The sequence below is a fragment of the Gilvimarinus gilvus genome (assembly GCF_030518155.1).
GTDB classification, from domain to species: domain Bacteria; phylum Pseudomonadota; class Gammaproteobacteria; order Pseudomonadales; family Cellvibrionaceae; genus Gilvimarinus; species Gilvimarinus gilvus.
On sequence record NZ_JAULRU010000612.1, the window covers coordinates 1 to 333 of the forward strand.

At 36.3% G+C, this 333-nt stretch carries 1 protein-coding gene; it reads left to right on the plus strand.

Annotated features, from left to right (window positions below; all coding sequences use genetic code 11):
• Nucleotides 1-333 (plus strand): hypothetical protein (locus QWI17_RS15165; protein WP_302723371.1); only part of this gene is annotated, 333 nt, incomplete at both ends.

Consider the following 333-nt stretch of genomic DNA (forward strand, 5'->3'; position numbering starts at 1 on the left):
TTGGTTTATTAGCGCATGGTGGTGCAGGTTATTCTTGGATGAATAATGACGCAACAAAAGGTGCTGATGGTAAAGTTTTCGATGACAATGATAACATGGTAAATGTTATGGTTGGTTTAACTCCTCAGTTAAGATTAACAGATCGTGTTGTATTAACAGGAGACGTTTCTTATGTAAGAAATATTCGTCAAAACGTAGCTTTTGATGGAAATTCTGAAATTTCAGGTTCTGGATTTGGAGGTGAAATTTGGAATGCTACCTTAGGTTTAACTTTCTACTTAGGTAAAAACCAAAAACATGCTGACTGGGTTTACGAACCAACTCGTTCTGACT